This is a genomic window from Sphingomonas sp. Leaf23 (assembly GCF_001421585.1).
Lineage (GTDB): Bacteria > Pseudomonadota > Alphaproteobacteria > Sphingomonadales > Sphingomonadaceae > Sphingomonas.
In genome coordinates this window covers 21,305-41,119 of record NZ_LMKR01000005.1, presented here as the reverse complement: position 1 = coordinate 41,119, position 19,815 = coordinate 21,305, and the positions used below count along the sequence as shown (strand labels likewise).

The 19,815-nt window shown below is 68.8% G+C and carries 12 protein-coding genes; 6 read left to right on the top strand and 6 right to left on the bottom strand.

Features of this window, described 5'->3' with window-relative positions; all coding sequences use genetic code 11:
* From ASE67_RS14645 to ASE67_RS14635, 3 genes are all read right to left on the bottom strand, one after another.
* A complete protein-coding gene (locus ASE67_RS14645; protein ID WP_055763052.1) occupies window positions 1-873 on the bottom strand; it encodes a BadF/BadG/BcrA/BcrD ATPase family protein in 873 nt (290 codons plus the stop codon).
* A complete protein-coding gene (gene dld / locus ASE67_RS14640; RefSeq protein WP_443025592.1) occupies window positions 870-2,570 on the bottom strand; it encodes a D-lactate dehydrogenase in 1,701 nt (566 codons plus the stop codon). The genes ASE67_RS14645 and dld overlap by 4 nt, the downstream gene beginning before the upstream one ends.
* Window positions 2,571-2,656: 86 nt before the next feature.
* The gene (locus ASE67_RS14635) at window positions 2,657-5,584 is read right to left on the bottom strand and encodes a TonB-dependent receptor plug domain-containing protein (protein ID WP_235511928.1); all 2,928 of its coding nucleotides are present in this window, start codon (window positions 5,582-5,584) and stop codon (window positions 2,657-2,659) included.
* A 439-nt stretch (window positions 5,585-6,023) separates the two neighbouring features.
* Here ASE67_RS14635 and ASE67_RS14630 point away from each other — a divergent pair, with 439 nt between their 5' ends.
* The 6 genes from ASE67_RS14630 (at window position 6,024) to ASE67_RS14605 (ending at window position 14,239) form a co-directional block, all read left to right on the top strand.
* Window positions 6,024-8,345 carry a penicillin acylase family protein gene (locus ASE67_RS14630; protein WP_055763625.1) on the top strand — a complete coding sequence of 774 codons (2,322 nt, stop codon included), beginning with the start codon at window positions 6,024-6,026 and terminating at the stop codon, window positions 8,343-8,345.
* Window positions 8,342-9,931, top strand: coding sequence for an N-acyl-D-amino-acid deacylase family protein (locus ASE67_RS14625; RefSeq protein WP_055763044.1), 1,590 nt, complete (start codon window positions 8,342-8,344; stop codon window positions 9,929-9,931). The genes ASE67_RS14630 and ASE67_RS14625 overlap by 4 nt, the downstream gene beginning before the upstream one ends.
* Before the next feature lie 207 nt (window positions 9,932-10,138).
* Window positions 10,139-11,176, top strand: coding sequence for an N-acetyltransferase DgcN (gene dgcN, locus ASE67_RS14620; protein WP_055763041.1), 1,038 nt, complete (start codon window positions 10,139-10,141; stop codon window positions 11,174-11,176).
* Complete coding sequence (gene dgcA, locus ASE67_RS14615; RefSeq protein ID WP_055763038.1) at window positions 11,134-12,120, top strand: N-acetyl-D-Glu racemase DgcA; 987 nt, start codon at window positions 11,134-11,136, stop codon at window positions 12,118-12,120. The genes dgcN and dgcA overlap by 43 nt, the downstream gene beginning before the upstream one ends.
* Complete coding sequence (locus ASE67_RS14610) at window positions 12,120-13,358, top strand: dicarboxylate/amino acid:cation symporter (RefSeq protein WP_055763035.1); 1,239 nt, start codon at window positions 12,120-12,122, stop codon at window positions 13,356-13,358. Before dgcA ends, ASE67_RS14610 begins: the two co-directional genes overlap by 1 nt.
* Window positions 13,355-14,239 carry a LysR family transcriptional regulator gene (locus tag ASE67_RS14605; RefSeq protein WP_055763032.1) on the top strand — a complete coding sequence of 295 codons (885 nt, stop codon included), beginning with the start codon at window positions 13,355-13,357 and terminating at the stop codon, window positions 14,237-14,239. Before ASE67_RS14610 ends, ASE67_RS14605 begins: the two co-directional genes overlap by 4 nt.
* Window positions 14,240-14,539: 300 nt before the next feature.
* On the opposite strand, the gene ASE67_RS14600 is transcribed toward ASE67_RS14605, so the two are convergent.
* The 3 genes from ASE67_RS14600 to ASE67_RS18255 form a co-directional block, all read right to left on the bottom strand.
* Window positions 14,540-15,553, bottom strand: coding sequence for a serine hydrolase domain-containing protein (locus ASE67_RS14600; protein WP_055763029.1), 1,014 nt, complete (start codon window positions 15,551-15,553; stop codon window positions 14,540-14,542).
* On the bottom strand, window positions 15,550-17,052 hold the full coding sequence (locus ASE67_RS14595) for a hypothetical protein (RefSeq protein WP_055763026.1): 1,503 nt from the start codon (window positions 17,050-17,052) through the stop codon (window positions 15,550-15,552). Before ASE67_RS14595 ends, ASE67_RS14600 begins: the two co-directional genes overlap by 4 nt.
* A gap of 98 nt (window positions 17,053-17,150) precedes the next feature.
* Window positions 17,151-19,661, bottom strand: coding sequence for a CRISPR-associated helicase/endonuclease Cas3 (locus tag ASE67_RS18255; RefSeq protein ID WP_055763023.1), 2,511 nt, complete (start codon window positions 19,659-19,661; stop codon window positions 17,151-17,153).
* Window positions 19,662-19,815: the final 154 nt, after the last annotated feature.

The following is a 19,815-nucleotide window of genomic DNA, read 5'->3' as shown; positions in this document are numbered from 1 at the left end:
TTAACGCTGGTTATGATTCAGAACGGTACCACCCGCCAGCCGCACCGCCCCGTCCACCGGATCGCCCAGCGCCGGGCACAGATGCGCCACCGTCCGCACGCGCAGCCACGGCTGCAACCGGGGCGCCAATCCGCCGACCAGCGTACAGCGCGTGACGCCGCGTGCCACGATCGTCTCGATGAAGCGCTCGACATGGCCCGCCGCGTCCTCGACGATCGACCGCGCGATCGGATCGTCCGCGTCGGCATGGTCCATCACGATCGGGGCCAGCGCGCCGTAATCGCGTGGGGCAGCCTGCGCCATCCACGCCACCGCCCGGATCGTGTCATGGAAGAACCGTGCCGAGATCGCATCGGCGAGCGGTGTCCACTGCGTCCGCCCGTCGAGCGCGCGCAGCGCGTGGCGCACCGCGCTCAACCCCAATGCCGCGCCGCTCCCCTCGTCCGACACCGGAAAGCCATAACCGCCCAGCGCGACCTCCTGCCCGTCGATCCGCAGCAACGCCGCGCTGCCGGTGCCCAGGATCAGGATCGCGCCGTCACCGCCGCCATGCGCGCCCAGATGCGCGATCTGCGCATCGCTCGCCAGCATGACCGATGCGACCCCGAAATTGGTCGTCTCCAGCGCGGCGCGAACGCCCGGCCGGCGGATACCGGCGATGCCCATGCCGACCCGCAGCTGCGCACGCTCCGCCGGCGACAGGCCGGCGGTCGCCTGCGCGATCACGTCGCGCAATACGTTGCGCAGCGCCTCTACCCCGATCCCGGCATTGGCCGCGCCGCCCTGTCCGCTGCCGATCACCCGGCCCGCCGCATCGACCAGCCGCGCGCGGCAGTTGCTGCCGCCGGCATCGATGCCCAGCGTCAGGCTCATGCGCCCCACCCCCGTTCGCGCGGCATATGGCCGATCCCCGGGTTCAGCTGGTTGCGCGGGTCGAGCGTGCGATAGAATTCCGCCAACGCCGGCCTGGCATGGTACAGATGCCCGACATTATGCTCGGCCGGATATTGCGCGCCGACCGCATCCAGCCGCGCCCACAGCGCATGTTCGAACGCCAGCGGATCGACGCCCTTCCGCACGATATAGTCGCGGTGAAACACGTGGCAGAAGAAATGCCCGTAATAGAGGGTGTCGACCACCTGCCCGCCCAGCTCGTCGGGCAGCACCTCTGCCCAGTCGCGGGAGTTGCGCGGCAATGCCACGTCCAGCGCGACGATATCCTCCACGCTGTCGGCATGCACCGCGCGGTACCGCACCGCCGCCCCCGCCGCGACGAAGCGGTGCAGGAACGCCTTGGCCGCTTCCTCCGCCGAACATTCGAACCAGCCGCCGGGCAGCAGCGTGTCGAGCAACGCGGCAGTCGCAGCGCGGTCCTTGCCCGGCATCTTCAGCAGCAGGTGATGTTCGAACCGGTCGCGAAACGCGCGCATCCGGGCCGGCAGGTGATCGCCCAGCAGCGCACCGACCCGTTGCAGCACCCGGTCGCTGAAATGGCGCATGAACCGCCCGGTCACGCCATCGACCCACGCCTTCGCCGCGAACAGCCGCGGCAACCGGTCGGTGCCCAGCCGCTCGATCGCGCGGAACGTGTCGCGACCATAGCGGTCGGCAATATCGAACGCCCCGCGGTGCATATATTCGCCCGCGATCGGCAGCTCGGCGAAATCATGCAGCATCGTCCGGCGCAATTCGGTCAGCCGGTCGGGATCGTCGGTGCCGATATAGAAGGTGACCGTATCGTCCTCACGCACGAAACTATCCAGCCGCACCGCGAACACGATCAGCTTGCCCGCGCTCCCCGCCGCTTCGAACAGGCAACGCGGGTCGGCGTTGAACCGCGCCGGTACGTCGCTGTCGATATCGCGGACATGGGTGACATAGCGATGGTCGTGCGCCGGCTTGTCCGCCGCCGGATCGACATCGGCCGCCGTGAAGTCGCCCCGGTCCAGCCGCCCCAGCACCACTTCGGGATCATCGCCCAGCGCAATGCCCAGATGATTGACCAGCCGCAGCGTGCCGTCCGCGCCGACGCTGCCGAACAGCGCCAGTTCGGTATAGGCCGGCCCCCGCCGGATCAGCGACCCGCCCGAATTGTTGCAGACCCCTCCGACCACCGACGCGCCCAGACACGACGACCCGATCACCGAATGCGGCTCGCGCCCCAGCGGCTTCAGCGCCGCCTCCAGGGCGTACAGCGTGGTCCCCGGCAGGCACACGACCTGCTCGCCCCCACCCAGCAGGTGCAGGCGGTCGAGCCGCGTCGTACTGATGATGACCAGCCCGCCGGGATAGTCGTCGCCATCCGGGGTCGACCCGCCGGTCAGCCCGGTATTCGACGCCTGCATCAAGATCGACACATCGGCGGCGACGCACGCCTGCGCCACCCGCCACAATTCGACCAGCGTGGCCGGCCGCACCACCGCGATCGCCGCGCCGCCGCCGGTGCGATATCCCTGCCGGAACCGCGCGGTGCGCCGCGGATCGGTCAGCACCTGCCGCCGCCCGACCACTGCGCGCAGGGTCGCGATCAGTTGCCCGGTTTTCGAAGAGTCCGTCGTCACACCTGCCACTCCGGCCCTTTACCTGCTCCCACCGTACCCCCGCGCAGGCGGGGGTCCAGCGCCGAGCAGCGCAACCTTCGCGTTCGCCCCGCCCCTTACCGCGTCTGCATCCGAATCCCCACCCGGAACGACCGCCCCAGCAAATCCGAATAGGTGCTGTTCGCCGCCAGCCCCGTCTCCGGCAACAGGATCGGTTCGCGATTGAACAGGTTGGTGACGTTCAGGAACAGCTCGGCCTTCGCCCCCGCGCCCATGTCGACCTTGCCGGTCAGGTTCAGGTCGAAATAGGTCGCGCCGTCGATCTTGTTGCTGTCGATCGTCGGGAATTGCGACACGATCCCCGCCGGCCGCCCGACCGGGCAATCGGTCGAGCACACGACATAGTTGTTCGAATAGGTGCCCCCGGCAACGCCCCGCGCGGTACCGGTGATCGCGAAGCTTTCGGTGTCGTAGGTCGCGTTGAAGCGATATATCCAGCTCGGCAGGCTGGCCCCGCCCAGCTGCCCGACGATGTCGACCGGCACGACGTTCGGCACGCCGCTGTCGGTGATATTGTCGATATAGCGCGTCGCCAGCGCCTTCAGCGTGACGTTGCCCGGCGCACTGTCGAACACATCGGCCAGCGGCACACGGTAGGTCGCATCGAAATCGACCCCGCGCACCGTCTGCCGCGCGAAGTTGAACGGGCTGGCGCGGAAGAAGAATTCGCGGTCGCCCAACGGATCGGGGCCGTACGCGGCGCAGAACTCCGCCCGCCCCTCGAAGCAGCGGTTGATGATATCCTGCGCGAAAAACTGCCCGATCGCATCCTGCAGCTTGATGAGGAACCCGTCGGCCGAAAAGGAGAAGCCGGGGATGAAGCGCGGCTGCAGCACCACGCCGACGCTGGTCGAATCGGCGATCTCGGGCTTCAGGTTGGTATTGCCGGTCGTCGTTTCACGGAAGGTGACGCCGGTGCGGTTCGTGAACGGATCGGTCAGCGTGTTGGTGCGCGACGTGCCCGCCTGGAACAGCTCGTTCAGGTTCGGCGCGCGGATATCGCGCGACCGGGTGACGCGGAACCGAATATCGTCGATCGGCGCCCAGGTCGTGCCGACCTTCCACGTCGTGACATAGCCCGAGGTCGAATAATCGGTCGCGCGCACCGCGCCGTTGAACTCGACCCCGGACCCCAGCGGGACCACGGTTTCGAGATACGCTTCCTTGACGTTGTAGCTGCCGAAGGTCGGCAGGAAATTGCCGACCGACCATCCGGTCTGGAACTCGGTCGGGACGGCACCCGACACCTCTTCCTTGCGATATTCGCCGCCCACCGCGACGCTGACATCCCCGGCCCAGGTGGCGAACGGCACGACCGACAGGTTGATGCCCGCCACCGTCTGCTTGAGCTTCTGGTCGCGATACGGATCGCCCAGCGCATAATCGATCGCGCCCTGGCTGGTCACGCCGATGCCCAGCCGGTTCATCGGCACGCAGCCATTGGTCGGCGCGCTCAGGCTGGAGCGGCACACGATCGTACCCGCCGCGACGCCCAGCGCATTTCCGGCGGGCGCGAATACCGCATCGGTAGCATTCGCCATCCGCGTGACGTTCATGATGTCGCGCAGCTGCTCGCGCGCGTTCGTCTCGCCATATTGGCCGTACGCGCTCCACACCGCCTTGTTGCCGAACAGCTGGAAATCGCCCTCCGCGCCCATCGCATAGCGCTGCACGTCGCGGCTGCTGTTGTTCTTGCGATACGGCAGGTCGACGGCGGTGGTGCCGAGCGTGACGGTCTGGATTCCCGCCAGCCGCGCCGCGCCCAGCGTGTTGATGAGGTAGGCGTTATCGGCGCGCAGCACCGTGCTGGTCGTCAGCTGCGGCCCGGCATTGAACAGCGTCTTCTGCCAATTGTACGACGCCTCGCCGAACACCGTGATCCAGTCGGCCAGCTGATAGCTGACCCGCCCGAACACGCCATGCCGGTCGTCATCGGCGTCGAGGCCGATATTGCGCCCCTGGTCGTTCAGCTGCCAATCGCCACCCTGCGTTCGACTGGGCGCGGTGCTGCCGCCCAGTGCGGGCGAATTGAAGCTGCCGTAATTGAACTGGTTCACCGACCCGCCGGGACCGAAATAAATCCCGCGCAGCCGGTTGGCGGTCCCGCCCGTCGAATTGAGGATGATCCCGCCCGGCGTCGCATTGGCGACCCCGATCTGGTTCAGCGTCAGGAACTGCGGCACCCCGTTGGTATTGGTATAGGCCGGGTTGTTCACCACCACCCGCCCGCGCGCGTTCCATTCCCGGTCGACTTGGAAGATGCCGTCGCGATGCGCGACCTCCCCGCTCAGCAGCACATGGCCGCGTCCGTCGGCAAAGCTGGCACCGCCCGCCACGCTGAACGAATAATTGAACCCGTCGCCATATTCGGTGATGCCGCTGTCGGCGGTGACCTTCAGCCCTTCATAGGTCTTGTCGAGCGCAAAGTTGACCACGCCCGCGACCGCATCCGACCCGTATGCCGCCGATGCACCGCCGGTCACGATCTCGACGCTCTTCACCAATGCCTGCGGAAAGGTGTTGATGTCGACCAGCCCCGTGACGCTCGACCCGACCGAGCGCCGCCCGTCGAGCAGCACCAGCGTGCGGATCTCGCCCAGCGCGCGCAGGTTCAGCGCGTTGATCCCCGCCAGCCCCGAACTGATCGCGAGGCGCGAATTGGCCGGGCGCAGGCTGCCCGCGACCGCCGGGATCTGGTTGACGAAATCGGCCAGATTGTTGGTCGGCGCGCTGTTCTGGATATCCTGCGCGGTCAGCACGGTCAGCGGCGTCGGCGACTGGAACCCGTCGCGCACCACGCGCGATCCGGTGACGAGAATTTCGCCCTCCGCCTGCGTCGCGGGGTCGGCGGCCTGCTCGGTCTGCGGCACCGCCTCTTGCGCGAACACCGGGGTAGCGATGCACGTCGCGATGCACAGGGCGGCAAGGCTGGTCGCGCGCGCCAGTGCCGGGATGGTCCGCCGGAAGGGCATGGTCGTCGTCATGGAATGCTCCCCATCGCCCGTAGGTCGGGCTGCATCTGTTACCGTGTTGGTTCCTGCGGCATCGCCGGATCGATCAAATGTCGCCCGTGTCGAACCCGAAAGCTGCGCGGTGGGAGGGACCAGCGTCAAGCGACCCACGGCTTCTATCGCTTCGCCAAACCATAGCCGCAGATTATGGGCGGCCGGCCATAAACGCGCCCTATGGGCCGGGGCGCGGTTGTCATACCTGTCGCGGGCACGCTGTCCGTAGAGTGCGGCAACCTCAGCCCCACCCGTTCGCGCTGAGTAGAGGCTGAGCTTGTCGAAGCCTCGTATCGAAGCACCCTCGGCGGTCCTTCGATACGCTGTTTCGACTACGCTCAACAGCTACTCAGGACGAACGTGTACCTTTTGTGCGATGTCGAGCGCCGCATCGCATGACCAGCAAGGGATGCCGCCGATGATGAACCGCCGCGCCTTTTTACAGGGATCGGCCGCCGCGTTCGCGCTGGTGCCGATGGCTGCGGGTGCCGCGCCCGACACGCTGTCCGCACCCATCGAGATCGTCGACGACGTGTACGGCGTGCCCCATATCCGCGCCGCGACCATCCCCGACGCCTTTTACGGGCAAGGATACGTCGTCGCCCGCGACCGGCTGTTCCAGATCGACCTCGGCCACAGGCGGGAACTGGGCCGGCTGGCCGAGGCGTTCGGGCCGGACTTCGCGAAGCACGACGCCGCCGCCCGCCTGTTCCACTATCGCGGCGACCTGAACGCCGAACTGCGCAAGGTGCCCGCCGACGTGCTGGCCTGCACCCGCGCCTATATCGCCGGGATCAACGCCCGCATCGACGAAGTGCTGGCCGACCCGACACTGCTGCCGCAGGAATATGCGATATTGGGCGTGCAGCCGATCAAATGGGCGATCGAGGATTTCGTCCTCGCGCGCGGCGGTGCGATCGGCAATGCCGACGACGAAATCCGCCGCGCCCAATTGGCGGCGATCGGCCTGCTGGACCTCGATGCGATCGTCGCGCCCTTGCGCCCGACCTGGCAGATGACCGTGCCCGACGGCCTCGACACCGCCGCCGTCTCGCCCGCCGACCTCGGCGTATTGCGGCAGGGCGGCCTGCCCTTCGGTCCCGACACCCCGACCCGCGATCCCGCCGAAGGCCCGATGGAGCGCGCCAATGCCGGTAGCAACGCATGGACCGTCGCGGGCAACCGCACCGCGACCGGCCGCCCGATCCTGGCGAACGACCCGCATCTCGGCATCGGCGGTTTCGGCCCGCGCCATGTCGCGCACCTGAGCGCCCCCGGCCTCGACGTGATCGGCGGCGGCGCACCCGGCCTGCCCGGCATCATGCAGGGCCATACCGACCGCTTCGCCTTCGGCCGCACAAACTTCCATATCGACCAGCAGGACCTGTTCATCCTCGACCTCGACCCCGCCGATCCCGAACGCTACCGCCACAATGGCGGGTGGAAGCGCTTCACGAAGATCGACATCGCGATTCCCGTGAAGGGCACCGCCCCCTATGTCGCGACGCTACGCTATTCGGTGCAGGGGCCGGTCGTGTCGCACGATCCGGCGAAGCGCCGCGCCAGCGTGCTGGCGTCAATCGCGATGCAGCCCGGTGGCGGTGGCGCGTTCGCGATGGTCGCGATCAATCTGGCGCGCGACTGGGCGTCGTTGCGCAAGGCGTTCCGCCTCCACCCCTCGCCCACCAACTTCCACTATGCCGATACGGCCGGGAATACCGGGTGGCAGGTGATCGGCTTCGCGCCGGTGCGCAAGCGCGGCGACGGGCTGCTGCCGGTGCCGGGCGACGGCCGCTACGACTGGACCGGCATGCGCGACTTCGCCTCGCTGCCCAATGAGTACAACCCGAAGAAAGGCTGGTTCGCGTCAGCCAATCAGAACAACCTGCCCGCCGACTGGCCACGCGACCGCATCCCGGCCTTTTCGTTCCGTGCACCCTATCGCTACGAGCGGATCGCCGACGTGTTGGCCGCCCAGCCGAAGCACAGCGTCGCCGACAGCGTGGCGTTGCAGTTCGACACGCTATCGACCCCCGCACGCCAGTTGCTGGCCGTCCTGCCCACCACCCCATCACCGGCGGGCGACATGCTGCGCCGCTGGGACGGCCGGCTGAGTGCCGACAGCGGGGCGGCGGCGCTGTTCGAAATCCTGTGGCGCGACGTGTCGAAACGCGTGCTGGCGGATGTCGTCCCGGCGCGAGGCAAGGCGCTGATTACCGAGATCGATCCGTCGGTGCTGCTGACCATGCTCACCAATCCCCACGCCACGCTGCGCGAAACGATCCTCGCCCCGGCGCTGGTATCGGCATGGGCCACCGCGCAGTTGCTGCTCGGCCCCGACCCCGCCAAATGGCGCTGGGGCAATCTGCATCAGGTCCGCATCGCCCACCCCCTGTCGCGCATCCCCGCCATCGCCGCCGCCTTCCCGGCGATCGAGAGTATTGGCTCGGGCAGCGGATCGGGCGGCGACAGCTACACCGTCATGGCCCGCTGGCTGGGCGATGGTCCGGGCTGGCGCGTCGGCGGCGGGGCGAGCTATCTGCAGGTCATCGACGTCGGCGCATGGGACAATTCGGTGTTCCTGAACCTGCCCGGCCAGTCGAACGACCCGCGTTCACCGCATTACCGCGATCAGGTTGCGTCATGGATCGCAGGACAACCCTTGCCGCTGCTGTTCAGCCGGACGGCGATCGACGCTAAGCTCGCCCGCCGCATGACGTTGCAAGGAACTCGCCGATGACCCGCCTGCCCCTGATCGCCCTGTTCGTCGCGCTGGCCGGAGCCGCGCCTGCGCCAAAGGTCGACATCGTGATCCGGGGCGGCACCGTCTACAGCGGAGCCAATGCCGAACCCATCACCGGCGACGTCGAAATCGCCGGCGACCGTATCGTCTATGTCGGCCCCACCCGCCGGACCCGGGCCGCGCAGGTGATCAACGCGAAGGGCCAGATCGTCGCCCCCGGTTTCATCGACGCCCACACCCATCCCGACAGCTATATCCGCTCCGACGATCGTACGGCGCGCCTCAACCTCCCCTGGCTGGCGCAGGGCGTGTCGACTATCGTCATCGGCGTCGACGGATACGGCACGCCCGACGTGGCCGACGATGCGCGCAAGCTGATGGCCGGCGGCATCGGCACCAATGTCGCGCCCTTCGTCGGCTTCGGCGCGGTGCGCGGCCGCGTGCTGGGACAGGACGACCGCGCCCCCACCCCGGCCGAACTCGCCCGCGAAAAGGCGCTGGTGGCCAAGGCGATGTGCGAAGGCGCCTATGGCTTCTCCACCGGCCTGTTCTACGCTCCGCAGAGTTTCGCCAGGACCGACGAAGTGGTCGCCATCGCCCGCGAGGCCGCGATCCGCGGCGGCATGTACGACACGCACCAGCGCGACGAATCCAACTACTCGATCGGCCTCATCAACTCGACGAAGGAAGTGATCGAGATCGGGCGGGAAGCGAAGATGCCGGTCCACATCGCCCATCTCAAGGCGCTGGGCGTCGACGTACAGGGCAAGGCCCCCGAACTGATCGCCACGATCGACGCCGCACGCAAGGCGGGGCAGAACGTCACCGCCGACCAATATCCGTGGCTCGCCTCCGGCTCCAGCGTCGATGCCTCGCTCGTTCCCCGCTGGGCGAATGACGGCGGCTATCCGCGCCTGATCCAGCGGTTCGACGACCCCGCGACGCTGGCCAGGATCAAGACCGAAATGGCCGAGAATCTGCGCCGGCGCGGCGGCAAGGAATCGCTGCTGCTGACCAGCGCCGGAATGCCATGGACCGGCAAGACGCTGGGCCAGATGGCCGCCCAATGGGGTATCGACCCCATCGACGCCGCGATCAAAATCCTGCGCGTCGCCGATGCGACGGGCAAGGAACCGGCCGGCGTCTCGGTCGCCAGCTTCAACATGATCGACGCCGATGCCGACCTCATCATGCAACAACCCTGGGTCGTGACCAGCTCCGACGGATCGAACGGCCACCCGCGCCAATACGCGACCTTCCCGCGCAAATATCAGGTCTATGTCCGCGAACGGAAGGTGATCTCGCTCAAGGACTTCATCCACCGCTCGACCGGCGCGACCGCCGACATGTACCGCATGGACCACCGTGGTTACCTCAAGCCCGGCTATTATGCCGATGTCGTCGTGTTCGATCCCGTCGGCTATGCGCCCCGCGCCACTTACGTAAACCCGCGCGTGCCCAGCGTCGGGGTGAAGGCGCTGTTCGTAAACGGCAAACTAGCGCTCAAGGACGGCGCCACCACCGGCGCCGCCCCCGGCCGCGCCCTGCTGCGCATGACTCCGAAGAACTGCCCGGCCACCTGACCCATCCCGTCACCCCGGGCTTGACCCGGGGTCCCGCTTCTCCTTCCTCCAACGCCAAAAATGAAGCGGGACCCCGGATCAAGTCCGGGGTGACGAACCGTTAGACCACCCCATAACCCAGCGCTATACCTCCCCCCGACAGCACGATATGACGTGCGCGACCACCCCGCCCTATCCCAATGGTCCATACAGCCAGCAGGGTGCGCGATGATCCCCGGTCCCTTCCTCCTTTATCTCGGCCATTCCGACGACGCGGTCGGTATCAAGACCTCGCGCGGGGTCGCCACCTTCCGCCCCGACGAATGCGTCGGCGAATGGCGGCACGACGACTGCCCGCTGACGCTGGGCCTGCCACGCATGGATGCCGCGCAAGGCCGCGCCGCCGGGGCCAATACCCTGATCCTCGGCATCGCCAATGCCGGCGGCCGCATGGGCGATGCACTGATCCACGATGCCCTCGCCGCGATCGCCCAGGGCATGCATGTCGCATCCGGCCTGCACCAGCGGCTGCGCGACGTGCCGCAGATCGCGGCAGCGGCAAAGCAAGCCGGCGTCCAGCTGTTCGACGTCCGCGATCCGCCGGAAAACCTCCCCGTCGGCAATGGCAAGCGTCGCGCCGGCAACCGCCTGCTGACCGTCGGCACCGACTGTTCGGTCGGCAAGATGTATTCTACCCTCGCCCTGCACCGCACGATGGTCGCGCGCGGGATAAGGGCCGATTTCCGCGCCACCGGACAGACCGGCATCCTGATCGCGGGCTCGGGCGTGCCGGTCGACGCGGTGGTCGCCGACTTCATCTCGGGCGCGATCGAAACGATCACCCCGGCGCGCACCGACGATGGCTGGGACCTGATCGAGGGGCAGGGATCGCTGTTCCACCCGTCCTTCGCCGGGGTGTCGACCGGCCTGCTCCACGGCGCGCAACCCCGCGCGATCGTCATGTGCCACGATCCGGCGCGCGACCATATGCGCGGCCTGCCGCACTACGCCGTGCCCGGCATCGCCGAATGCCTCGCCGCGAACCTGTCGGTCGCACGCCTCACCAGCCCCGATGTGCAGGCGGTCGGCATCGCGCTCAACACGGTAAAGCTGCCCGAGGACGCGGCCCGCCGCCTGTGCGCCGAAACCGCCAACGCGCACGGCCTGCCCTGCACCGATCCCTATCGCTTCGGCGCGGACCCGATCATCGACTGGATGCAGACATGCTTCGACATCTCGACGTCGCCCATGACCGTTTCGGCCTGAGCACCCCCTTCCGCATCTCGCGGGGGGTCAAGACGGCGGCCGATGTCGTCACGGTGACGATCGCGGAAGGGCACGTCATCGGTCGCGGCGAGGCGGTACCCTATGCCCGCTATGGCGAGGGTATCGAGGACACGATCGCCGCGATCCGCGCCATCGCCCCCGCGCTGGCCGATGGCGCCTGCCGCAGGGACCTCGCGACCCTCCTCCCGGCGGGTGCCGCGCGCAACGCCATCGACTGCGCGCTGTGGGACCTCGAATCCCGCCTCGCCGGCCGAAGCGTCGCCGCGCTCGCCGGCTTGCCCGAACCGATCGCGCTGCCCTCCGCCATCACCATCGGCCTCGACATCCCCGACGCCATGGCCTGCGCGGCGGCCAAGGTAGCGAGCGTCCCGCTGCTCAAGATCAAGGTCGACCGCAGCGACCCCGCCGCGCAGATCGCCGCCGTCCGCGCCGCCGCGCCCTCCCCCCGCCTGATCGTCGACCCCAACGAAAGCTGGACGATCGACACGTTGCAGGCGCTGAAACCCCACCTCCTCGACTGGCGCGTCGACCTGCTCGAACAACCACTGCCCGCCGGCGAAGACGGCGCGCTGGTGCAGTTCGACAGCCCGGTACCCATCGCCGCCGACGAAGCGCTCCACACCGCCGCCGATCTCGACCGCCTCGCCGGCCGCTATGACGTGGTGAACATCAAGCTCGACAAGACCGGCGGGCTGACCGAAGCACTCGTGCTGGCCCGCAGGGCGCGCGAAAAGGGATTCGGGTTGATGGTCGGGTGCATGGTCTGTTCGTCGCTGGGCATCGCACCGGCCATGCTGCTGGGGGCCGAGGCCGAGTTCGTCGATCTCGACGGCCCGCTCTGGCTTTCCGAAGACCGCCCCGGCGGCGTCACCGACGATAACGGCATGTTGTCGCCCCCCGCCCCCGGCTTCTGGGGCAATTGATGCGCCGCTGGTTCGCGATTCCCCTGTGGCAGCGGGTCGTGGCTGCGCTGTTCCTCGGCGTCGCGATCGGGCTGTTGTGGCCGGACGGCGCAGCGGCGATCAAAATCATCGGCGACCTGTTCGTGCGGCTCATCAAGATGCTGGTCGTGCCGGTCGTTCTCATCACCATCGCCGCCGGCATCGCGTCGCTGGGCGATCCGCGCCGGTTGGGCGGGATCGGCGGGCGGACGGTCGCGCTGTTCGCCTTCACCACGCTGGTCGCGGTATCGGTCGGCATGGGGTTCGGCCTGCTCCTCCAACCGGGCAGCGGCATCGCGCTGGCCGGCGTCGCGCCGCATGTGCTGGGGCCGCCGGTCACCCCCGCCGACCAGTTGCTCGGCATCGTGCCCGTGAACATCATCGACGCGCTGGCGAAGGGCGACATGCTCGCCATCATCTTCGTCGCGGTCCTGCTCGGCATCGCCAGCGTGGTGTCGGGCGAGGCCGGCAAGCCGGTCGTGGCGCTGCTCCAGGGTCTGTCCGCCGTCCTGCTCCATCTCGTCCGCATCGTCATGGAGGTGACCCCGTTCGGCGTCCTCGCCCTGATCGCCAACGCGGTTGCGGGCAGCGGGCTGGCGGTGTTCGTTCATGTCGGCTGGCTGGCGCTGTGCGTCATCCTCGGCACGCTGGCCCAGATGGCGTTCCATGCCGGGCTGCTGCGCTTCGTCGCACGGCTCCCGGTGGTCCGCTTCTTTCGCGGGATCGTCGATGCGCTGATCGTCGCCTTCTCCACCGCCTCCTCCTCCGCCACGCTGCCGGTGGCGCTGCGTGTGTCGCAGGACAATCTCGGCATCGCCCGCCCTATCGCGTCGACCGTGCTGCCTTTGGGGGCCAGCATCGGCAAGGACGGGACGGCGATGTATGTCGGCCTGCTCGGCCAGTTTGCGTTGCAGGCGCTGGGTATCGCGCCCGATGGCTGGATGCTCTGCGTCATGCTCGCCACCGGCGCGCTCGCCGCGTTCGGCACCGCGCCGGTCCCGTCCGCCTCGCTGTTCATGCTCGCGGCGATGCTGGGCGCGGTCGGGGTCGGCGCGGAGCAGACCGCGCTGGTCGTCGGCCTCGTCCTGCCGTTCGACCGGCTGCTCGACATGACCCGCACCGTCGCCTCGGCCAGCGCCAACCTGACCGTCGCGACGCTGGTCGCCCGCGCCGAAGACGGGCTGGACGAGGGCCGCTATCGGGGCCACACGAGACCATGAACCTGCGCCATATCGAGATTTTTCACGCCGTCTACGTCAACGGATCGGTCAGCGCCGCCGCCCGCGCGCTCAACATCTCGCAGCCCTCGGTCTCCAAAACGCTGCGCCATGCCGAGACATTGCTCGGCTTCGAACTGTTCCAGCGTACCAACAGCCGCCTGGTCCCGACCGAAGACGCCCATGCCCTGTTCGGCGACGTTGCCGATATTCAGGAACGCGTCCGGGCGCTGCGCGAAGCCGGTCGCAACCTGCGCAGCGGCGGCGGCGCGACGCTGCGCATCTCCGCCCTCCCCAGCCTCGCCCTCGGCGCGCTGCCCACCGCCGTCGCGCGCTTCATGGCGAAGCGCCCCGACGTCCGCTTCGACCTGCAAACCGTCCATCACGACGACCTGCTGCGCAAGCTGTACGAGCGCGAGACCGACATCGCCATCGCCGCCGAAGTCCCGCGCGGCGCGCCGCTGGGCAAAGTCTGGCTCGGCGAAGGCGAACTGGTCGTCCTCTACCGCGACGCCGATCTGCCGGGCGCCGCCCAACGCATCGAACTGCCGCAGCTGGTCGGCCACCCCTTCATCACGCTGGCCGCCAGCGGCCCCATCGGCCAGCTCTTCGCGCAGGAACAGGAACGGCTCGGCATCGAGCTTCAGGAAGTCGCCTCCGCCCGCACCTTCTACATTGCCGCCGCGCTGGTCCGCGCGGGCGTGGGGCTGAGCGTCGTCGACAATTTCACCGCCGAAGCCTCGCTCGCCGACGGCCTCGCGATGCGCCCGCTCAAACCCTCGCTGACCTTCGACGTCCACGCGATGCACCTGCTCGACCGCCCGCCAAGTGCGCTGGCCAGCGAATTCCTCGGCGTCCTGCGCGAAGTCATCGAAGCGCCATAAACGCCCCTGACATTGCCGTACCCCCGCGGAGGCGGGGGTCCAGGATTACGAACGATACCGCCTGCGGCTCTGGACCCCCGCCTCCGCGGGGGTACGGTCGCCCATCGTCACCCCGGGCTTGACCCGGGGTCCCGCTTCTTCGTCTCCGAAAGCCGGAAACGCGCGCCTAGCTTTCCTACAAACCACCGCCCGGCTACCCTACGCAGGCTCTTTCAAATCGCCGCACCCCGCTCCGAACCAAACGCCACACGAAAACGTGGCAAGTGTGAACTTAGTGAACTTTGAAATCGCCCCTAAGAGCTAACACACTGATAACGCATCGAACTCCGCCACCACCGCATCCCCGGTCGCCGGCCGCAGCTCGAAAATCCCGCTGTCGAAATGCCGCGTCGGATGCACCCGATTGGTCAGCAGCGTCCACGCCACCCCACGCTCGAAATCGACCCACAGCCCGGTCCCGGTAAAGCCGGTATGCCCGATGGTCCCTGCCGAACACGCCTGCCCCCCGGACCACCCCGGAAAGCGGATTTCCCACCCCGCCGTGCGATGCCCCTCGACCGGCGTGCGGATCGCATCCAGCACCGCCGCCGACGCCCCGCTCCCGTCGAGCAGCCCGGCCGCGAAATCCAGCACGCCATCGACCGTCCCGAACAGCCCGGCATGGCCCGTCCGCCCGCCCATCGCCGAACAATTCTCGTCATGCACCTCGCCGACCAGCACCCGCCCGCGCCACTGGCAATGCTCGGTCGCGACGGCAGGCCCCGGCGGCGGCCCCCAACTCAGTCCTGGCCCCAGCGGCAGCGCGTCCAGCCCGGCACCGATGATCCGCTCGACCGCGATGCCCAGCAGGATGAAGTTGATGTCCGAATAGACCGCCGGCCCGTGCCGCCACTCCCGCTGCAACACGAACGCCCGCAACCGCGCCGGATCGTCGCCATAGGTATAGATCGGCTCGACGGCGGGCAGGAAGGTGCGATGGACCAGGCAATCGCGAAACGTCAGCCGCCGCTCCGCCGCGCCGGCCACGTCATATTGCCGCAGATCGGGGATCGCATCGATCAGCGGCCGGTCGAGATCGATCCGCCCCTCATCGGCCAGTCGCAGCACGAACCGCGTGGTCGCAATGACCTTGCTGACCGACGCCAGATCGAACCAATGCTCGCGAGTCAGCGGCCGCGCCTCCGGCACCCGCTGCGCCAGCCCCGCCACCCGCACCTCCCGCGTGCCATCGGCGGTCACGATGCCCAGCGTCGCCCCCGGTATCCGCCCCTCCGCGACATAGCGCGCCGCTTCGCTGAACGCCCGGTCGATCACGCATCCTCCTCCCGCGCCCGAATCTTCGACAGCGCCGGCAGCAGCGGAATGGCGGCAAGGCTGACCGCGCCCGACAACAGGAAGAACCCGTCATAGCCGATGACACCCACCATCGACCCGCCCGCCCCGGCCAGCATCCGCGGCAACAGGAACGCAAAACCGGTCAGGAACGCATATTGCGCCCCCGGATAACGCGGGTTCACCAGCAGCGAGAGATAGACGACGAACACCGCACCCGCGAAGCCATTGCCGAACTGGTCGAGCGCGGTCGCGACATACAGCGTGACCTCGCTGACCGGCTGATGCGCCAGCCACACGAACCCGAAATTGCCGATCGCTGCGACGACCGCGCCGACCGCCAGCGCCCACAGCATCGGCCGCCGCGTGACCATCCATCCGCCAAGCCCCACCCCGATCATGCTCGCCGCCAGCGCGACCACGCCGTCCGCCCGCCCGATCTGGCTGAGCGAATAGCCCAGCCCCTTTATCATCGGCTTGGACAGGTTCAGCGCCAGCACATCGCCCATGCGGTACAGCGAGACGAAGACCATCAGCAGGATCGCGGCATACTGAAACCGCCAGAAGAAATCGACATATGGCCCGATCGCGGTCGAGGTGCGGATCGGTGCGGTCGGTGGTGCCTTCCGGATCCACGGCAGCGCGGCGGCCATGCCGAGGAACGGCACCATGCACAGCCCCAGCACCCACGGCGTGACGTTGCTCTTCGCATCGATCCCGATCGCGGCGGCCGCACCCAGCAGGACATAGCCGACCCCCGCCGTCACCGCGCACGCCGCGGCCAGGATCACCGCCCCGCCACCGATCCCGGTCAGCAGCGCGACGATCCGCCCACCGCCGCGCCCCGCCTCCGGCCGCATGGCGGCAAGGATCGGGAACGGCAGGAACGCCGCCACCGCGACCAACAGATAGGCAAGCGTCCAGCCGCCATTGTCGGCCAGCAGCAACGCCCCGCTCCCCGCCGCGACCATCGCGGTGCGATACCCCCACAGGTTCGCCGCGACGATTGGCCCCTGCTGGTCCTGCGTCGGAAACAACTCGATCCGCCACGCGTCCGCCGCAACCTCCAGCGTGGTGGTCCAGAACGCCAGCAGCACCGCGAACAGCGCGGTGACCGGTAGCGACGCATCGTCCGCCGTCCGCGCCATCGCCCCCATCGCGCTGACGATGCCCAGCTGCGCCAGCATGATCCACCCGCGTCGCTTGCCCCAGAAGCGGCTGAACCCCGGCACGTCATATTTGTCGAGCAGCGGCGCCCACACGAACTTCAGCGTCGGCAGCAGCTGCACCCACGCAAAGAACCCCAGCACCGTCAGCGCGACGCCATGCGCCTGCAGCCTGAGCGCCAGCACGGTCGAGAACATGTAGAACGGCAGCCCGGCGGCAAAGCCCAGCAACCCGTAGAGCAGCATCGAGCTGCGCCCCGGATGCGGGGCGGCGTCGGCGGCGGGCGGGACCGCAGCGGCGGCGGATGCGGACATGGCTACTCCGGGCACGGGTAAAGCGCGAACCTCAATCGATCCGCCCCCGCCGTCAACCGGCCCATGGCCGCCGGTTATACCCCGCGACGCTTTTCGGCTCAGTCGCGCGCCAGTCCCCACTGGTCATAGCGATAGCGCTGCCCGCCCAGCGCAAACCGTTGCCCGTCGATCCGCTCGACCTCGGCCGCGCCGACGCCTTCGGCCATCCACGCCGGGATGGCGATCCGATCGATCGTCCCGCCGAACGCCCCGTCCAGCGGCGCGGGCAGGTCGATCAACAGGTCGCGCGCACCCAGCCGGGTCGCGACATCCTCGCCCCCGATCGGAAAGCGCAGTTCGGTAAATCGCTTGCCAAGGTCCAGCGCGACGGTGTGCGCCGTCTGCGCATCGCCCGCCGTCCCGCCATTGCGCTGCCGCCGGTGATTCTGCCACTCGCTGCCCAACCCGTCGGCCAGGTCGTCGAGCAGATCGGGGTGCAGCGCACGCTCGACCAGCATCCGGTTGTCGCGCGGGATGACGATCTCCTGCATGGTCTCCAGCAGGCGCAACGTCGCCTCGATCGGCAGCAGGTCGGGATAGGGCACGACCCGCTTCGTGCCCCCCAGCCCATGCAACGACCGCCCGCGCAGCAGCGGCGTCAGGTCACGCGCCGCCGGCCGCAGCACGACGACGCGGGCCCGCGCGAACGCCCCCCGCTCGCGCCCGGCATGCCGGTGCAATCGCCCGATCCGCTGCAACAGCACGTCGATCGGCGCGAGATCGGTGACGAGCAGGTCGGCATCGATGTCGAGCGACTGTTCCAGCGTCTGCGTACCCACCAGCACCCGCCCACCACCGGCCCGCCCCTTGCCGAACGTCAGCGTCACCGCATCGTCCAGCTTCTCCCGATCCGCCGCCGCGAACCGCCCGTGATGGACCGTCGCCACCCCATCGACCGTGAACGCAAGGTCGTCGGCCATTTCAGCCACCGCCTGCGCGACGGCCACCGCGCCGGCCACGCTGTTGCGCACCACCAGCACCGCCGCCCCGGCCCGCGCCGCTTCCACCGCCCGCGTCGCGATCGCCCGCGCATCGTCGAGGATCGGCGCGACTTCGACCGACACCGCTTTCCCGCGCCCCGCCGCCCCGCCCGCCGCGCGCGGCGGCACCCCGCGCCCCGACAGCGCCGGATACGGCACCGCCTCCGCTTCCTCGGATGACGGACAGGGTTGCCGCAACAGCGTCGCCCGCGCCGCCGCACCCAGCGTCGCCGACAGCAGCAACGCCTGCCCACCCGCCGCGACATGCTGGTCGATCAGCCGCTCGAGCAGCCCGGTCATATACGCGTCCGACGCATGCACCTCATCGACCACCAACAGGCTGCGCGCCAGCACGCTGGAGCGGAACAGCGCATGTTTGACCGGCAACGCCCCCAGCAATGCCTGATCGATCGTCCCCACCGCAACCCGCGCCGCGAGGAACCGGTTCACCCGCTCCGCCGCCCAGCGCGCCTCGCCCTTGTCGCCATCGTCCCAGCGCACCGCGTAACCGGGCAGCGCCTGCCCCTCCACGTCGCCGGCCCGCAGATATCCCGGCACCGCCAGCACCGCGCGCGGTCCATCTGCGCCCCAGACGTCCGTCAGCATCTTGTCGACCCGCGCGTGCAACTGCACCGCCGCCGACCGGGTGGGGAGGGCAAAGAACAGCCCATCAACAAGCTTGCGCCTTCGCAATTCCAGCCAGCGCCACAGTGCCGCCTCGGTCTTGCCCGATCCCGTCTCCGCCTCGATCAGTGCGACCGCCCCCAGCTCGCCCGCCGCCCCCCGCTGAAAGTCGAACGGCGGGTTCTTGAAAGCGTCGAAGAAATCCCCCGGCGGCGTATCGAGCGACAGCAACCCCCGCGCCCCCGCCGCCGCCAGCGCCGCCTGCGCCCGCAACACGACCCGCTCCGCCCCATGCGGCCCCTCGATCGGAAAGCAGCGCGAGTCCGACCCCAGCCAGTCGGCCAGCGTCGCCAGCCCCGCGAACAGCGCCACGAAGCGCGACGCCGCCGGCAACGCCGCTCCCGCTCCCCAAGCCAGCGGCCAACGCGCCCGCACCGCATCGATCAGCGGCAGGACGGCGGCGGCGGGATCGCCATCAGAGCCGGGCCACCAATGCTCGTTATGCTTGCCCCAGACGTTCGAGTTGGCCCCCTCCTCAAATTCGGCAAGCGGCTTGCCATGATGCGCCATTACCGCCGCGAAATGCTGTTCCGCGCCCCATTCGTCGCACATCGCCTGGATCGCCACCGCCGCCGGATGCCGCTTCAGCTTCGAATGCTCCAGCAGTGCCGCGACCTGCCCGGTATGGCCGACCCTCGCCCGAACCGTCGGATCGATCCGCGCCTGAAACCCCCGGTTCGCCTTGCCCAGATCGTGCAGCGCGGCCAGCACCGCCAGCCGCGCAATATCCTGTTCGGTCAGCCCCCGCCCCGCCGCCGCCGCCAACGGAGCCGCCCACGCCCGCACCACGATTTCCGCGACTTCGCCGACATCGAGGCAATGATCGACCAGCGGCAGCGCCGCGATGGCAATGTCGTCGTCATCGGTGATCGTCTTCGCCCACGGGCGCTGCAGGTCCGGCGTCATTCCTATCTCCCTCCCCGCACCGTCCACGCTGGCGGTAGGGGCGGCAAGGCAAATGATCCGGAATGGATGTTTCCGGGGCAGGACCCATCGATCGTCATCGACGACGGCATCCCGATCGCCGCGAAACCGGACCCATCCCGAATTGGCAGCCCCC

Excerpts from the sequence above, each read along its gene's own strand:
- ASE67_RS14595 (WP_055763026.1), bottom strand. The coding sequence starts at position 17,052 with ATGTCCGCATCCGCCGCCGCTGCGGTCCCGCCCGCCGCCGACGCCGCC.
- ASE67_RS14605 (WP_055763032.1), top strand. The coding sequence starts at position 13,355 with ATGAACCTGCGCCATATCGAGATTTTTCACGCCGTCTACGTCAACGGA.
- ASE67_RS14610 (WP_055763035.1), top strand. The coding sequence starts at position 12,120 with ATGCGCCGCTGGTTCGCGATTCCCCTGTGGCAGCGGGTCGTGGCTGCG.
- ASE67_RS14635 (WP_235511928.1), bottom strand. The coding sequence starts at position 5,584 with ATGACGACGACCATGCCCTTCCGGCGGACCATCCCGGCACTGGCGCGC.
- ASE67_RS14630 (WP_055763625.1), top strand. The coding sequence starts at position 6,024 with ATGATGAACCGCCGCGCCTTTTTACAGGGATCGGCCGCCGCGTTCGCG.
- ASE67_RS14645 (WP_055763052.1), bottom strand. The coding sequence starts at position 873 with ATGAGCCTGACGCTGGGCATCGATGCCGGCGGCAGCAACTGCCGCGCG.
- dgcA (WP_055763038.1), top strand. The coding sequence starts at position 11,134 with ATGCTTCGACATCTCGACGTCGCCCATGACCGTTTCGGCCTGAGCACC.
- ASE67_RS14625 (WP_055763044.1), top strand. The coding sequence starts at position 8,342 with ATGACCCGCCTGCCCCTGATCGCCCTGTTCGTCGCGCTGGCCGGAGCC.
- ASE67_RS18255 (WP_055763023.1), bottom strand. The coding sequence starts at position 19,661 with ATGACGCCGGACCTGCAGCGCCCGTGGGCGAAGACGATCACCGATGAC.
- dgcN (WP_055763041.1), top strand. The coding sequence starts at position 10,139 with ATGATCCCCGGTCCCTTCCTCCTTTATCTCGGCCATTCCGACGACGCG.